Annotated in this window: 3 protein-coding genes and 1 pseudogene; 1 reads left to right on the forward strand and 3 read right to left on the reverse strand. The window is 30.5% G+C overall.

The annotated features are described in order from the left end of the window. A pseudogene (locus VFS71_RS05010) lies at nt 1-468 on the reverse strand (penicillin-binding transpeptidase domain-containing protein); the annotation flags it as partial. A gap of 393 nt (nt 469-861) precedes the next feature. Between VFS71_RS05010 and VFS71_RS05015 the strand changes: the two are divergent. Beyond that, on the forward strand, nt 862-1458 hold the full coding sequence (locus VFS71_RS05015; protein WP_326399747.1) for a hypothetical protein: 597 nt from the start codon (nt 862-864) through the stop codon (nt 1456-1458). Nucleotides 1459-1493: 35 nt separating this feature from the next. Here the strand turns inward: VFS71_RS05015 and VFS71_RS05020 are convergent, their stop codons facing one another. Next, a complete protein-coding gene (locus tag VFS71_RS05020; protein ID WP_326399748.1) occupies nt 1494-2117 on the reverse strand; it encodes a class I SAM-dependent methyltransferase in 624 nt (207 codons plus the stop codon). 235 nt (nt 2118-2352) lie between these two features. After that, entirely contained in the window at nt 2353-2934 is a 582-nt protein-coding gene (locus VFS71_RS05025; protein ID WP_326399749.1) for a hypothetical protein, read from the reverse strand. Nucleotides 2935-3276 lie beyond the last annotated feature (342 nt).

Raw genomic sequence — 3276 nt, forward strand, 5'->3', positions numbered from 1 at the left:
AAAAATTATCAATGGTCAGCGTGTCGAAGACCATTCCCGGATAATTCAATTTCTTTAAATAGGTTTTCATTCGATTAACTCCAATTTTTCTGATGACTTCTTGGTAGAAAGGAACACAAGAAACTCTAAATGCTTCTTTGAAAGTCAAATCTTTTTCCCATTTTTTAAAACTGCGTTTTTCTCCATTCCATTTAAAAATGCCAGAATTATTTTTGATTACTCCTGTTTCTAAGGCAATAATTGAATTTGGAATTTTAAAAGTCGATGTAGGAATGATGTCCATTTTAGTCCAAGCAAAATTATTGGAATAATAGGCCTTATTTTTTATATCGTAAATTAAAAGGCTCCTTTTACATGTATGCTATCTAAAAATTTTCCAAATTCAGGTTTAATAGCTTCGTGTGTTTTGTTTTTTATTTGGGCTTGTATATTTCCATTTGTAAATGGAATTAAACTTAAAAGGATTATTGTTTTCTCATTTTAATTTTGTTTTTTTTTGAGGATAGTTTTTTTTAAACCATATAATACGAATTTACTTTGATTTGTTTTCTAAATATAACTATAATTCATCTATTTATATTTTTTTAAAATTATAGTTTTTTAGTTGTCGATATTGATTACCGATGTATAAATTAGTAAATCTTCACTATCGTTATGCTATTTGCATAATTGCTTTTTTTTATTTCAAATTTAATTCTGATGAGTTAATTTTAGAAGCACTTTTCCTGAGAAAAATACAATAAATTCGATGAAATGTGTGTTATATAAATAGAGTCTGATTGTATTTGTTTTATGGTTTTGGATATATTCAAATTATTTAAAAGCATAACGATTGGGCCGCTAATAAATAATTTTATATAGATGAAAAGGATATTGTTTTTTGTTATTATGATTGGAATATCAATGTGCGGATATGCCCAGGAAGAATTTAGTGCTAAATACAAACCAATTCCACCGAAGGAAACAAAGAAGAAAAAAGAGATTCCTCCTAAAGAAGTTTCACCAAAAGTTACGCCACCTGAGGTCGTGAAAAAAAAGGATTCTGTAGAGGTTGATCCAAAAACTCTTTTTAATGATATCAATCACTATAAAAAAGAGGCCAATACAGCAGGTATTTATTATAGACAAAATCAATATTTAGGCAGTATAAAAACTAAGTCTATGACATCTAAAGTACGTTATCGTGACGCTGCGTTTTTGGATGGTGATTACATAAGAGTACTTTTAAATAATAAAGTAATTGTTCCAGAGGTTGTTTTGGGAGGCGATTATAAAGAATTTGAAATAAAACTAGAGAAAGGTGTTAACAGGATTGATATTGAAGCTTTAAACGAAGGCTTCGCTTCTCCCAATACTGCACAATTTGAAGTTTATGACGATAAAGGAGTTGACGTAATGTCAGACCAATGGAATGTTGGCAAGGGTTATAAAGCATCCATAATAATTATAAAAGAATAAAATAGCTCGTGCTGCTTTTTGTGATTGAAATTTGGTCACTTTTTTCTACCTACAAATCGTATCACGGAGCCTTTCCCATTATGATATTGTCCCTCGTTTAATTCAATTTCTTGCTCTGTTAATTCTATAATTTCGTAATTCTCAAAGTCTGACTTTAGTTCTTCAATTGAGAATAATGATTCGATGTCTTTTGGTCCGCCTACTTTTTCGTTTTTAGCAAGATAGTCAAGGTGTTTTTTACTAAATGCTTCAAAAATAACGATTCCGTTTTTTCGTAAGTATTTGTCAAGAGTCTTATGGTAAAGGGATTTAATATCGGCAGGGAAGTGTGCAAAAATTAGTGCAATTGCATCGAATTTCTCGGGTTTATAATCCAATGTTTTTAATTCGCCAACTTGATAGTCAATTGTCACATTATTTGTATTAGCGAGTTGTAATGCTTTGTTTTTTCCTTCAAGACTTATGTCGAACGCCGAAACTGTCCAGCCAAGTTTTGCTGCAAAAACGGCATTACGTCCTTCACCTTCTGCTGGGAAAAGTATTGTTCCAATGTTTAATTTTTCTAATTCTTGTTTTAAATAATTGTTAGGCTCTTCGCCATATGCAAATTCTTCGTTGCTATATCTGTCGTTCCATCTTTCGGTCCAATCGTCGCTCATTTTATACAATTTTTTAATGTCTTTTAAAAAGATAAAAGTACTAAAATTCTTCTTGTTATTTTGCCGTTAGAAACATTTTTAAAAGGGAAAACTACTGAGTGATAATTCATTTCTCAGTAGTTTTTAATTGTCGATCTGATGTTTTGTCGTAATATGTAACAGAATATGCGCACATCGAAAGCTAGGGAAGAATTATAGATATGGCAAAGCCAAAGATAATCTTGTAAACGGATCTTTATTTTCTCTCTTCTAGGATGGTTTTGTATGTTTGGGTTTTCATTTCGATAAAGTTATCCAAATAGGCAATTTGGTAAACAACAAAATCAGAGGCATATTTTTTCTTATCAAGGGTAGCAAATAGATTCAAACGTATTTGTTCCGTTTGTTTATTGAATGTAGATTGATCCAATTGCATTAGCGACTCATAATCAAAATTCTCTTCGTTCTTGGCAAAAGTCATCACGAATTCATTTTCGGTAGCACCTTTCCCGCTGAAGGTGATTGTTTTTCCTGGTTCTTTGGAGTCAACGGTAATTTTTAAATCGTATCCATTATTTAGATATACTCCATTAGGAAAGACATTCGAACAATTGCTTACGTAATATTTATCAGCTTTTACGCTTAAGGTGTCTTTAAAAACACCATCGCTGTCCGCTTTGATGACTTTTTTGAAATCAGGATTTTTGTATGAGATAATAACCAAAGAATCGACTTCAAGGTTGGCGATTTTTACTTTAAGGGAGGCGTAGTTCTTGGTTTGACAATTGGCATTAAAAGCAAAAAATAGTGCAACTACAATAGGGAATAGTTTTTTCATTAAAATATTTGTTTTATTAATATATCGCAAAATTATTTTAATTCCCTATTTGTAATGTTAACCGAACAATAAGTTAATGTTTACAATTTGTTTGACTAAGATGAAAGGGGGTGGATTTTTTTAATTTGAATGGTTTGAATGTTGATGGTGATTTGTGAGATGGGATTACAAATTTGAACTATCATTGTGTGGAATTATCCGGAGGTTTGGTTTTTTTATTTAAAAAACTAAAAAGCTATAAAATACACAGAGAATTTTATAGCTTTTTAGTTTTGAAAGATCATTTTAGGAAAGACAAAAAATATGTGTGCCTTTGTAGATATTAGTTATTCTTATGTATAT

The organism is Flavobacterium sp., from assembly GCF_035760125.1.
Classification (GTDB): domain Bacteria; phylum Bacteroidota; class Bacteroidia; order Flavobacteriales; family Flavobacteriaceae; genus Flavobacterium.

What these genes read in the sequence shown, in the direction of transcription:
- VFS71_RS05020 (WP_326399748.1), bottom strand. Translation starts at nt 2,117, where the DNA reads ATGAGCGACGATTGGACCGAAAGATGGAACGACAGATATAGCAACGAA.
- VFS71_RS05015 (WP_326399747.1), top strand. Translation starts at nt 862, where the DNA reads ATGAAAAGGATATTGTTTTTTGTTATTATGATTGGAATATCAATGTGC.
- VFS71_RS05025 (WP_326399749.1), bottom strand. Translation starts at nt 2,934, where the DNA reads ATGAAAAAACTATTCCCTATTGTAGTTGCACTATTTTTTGCTTTTAAT.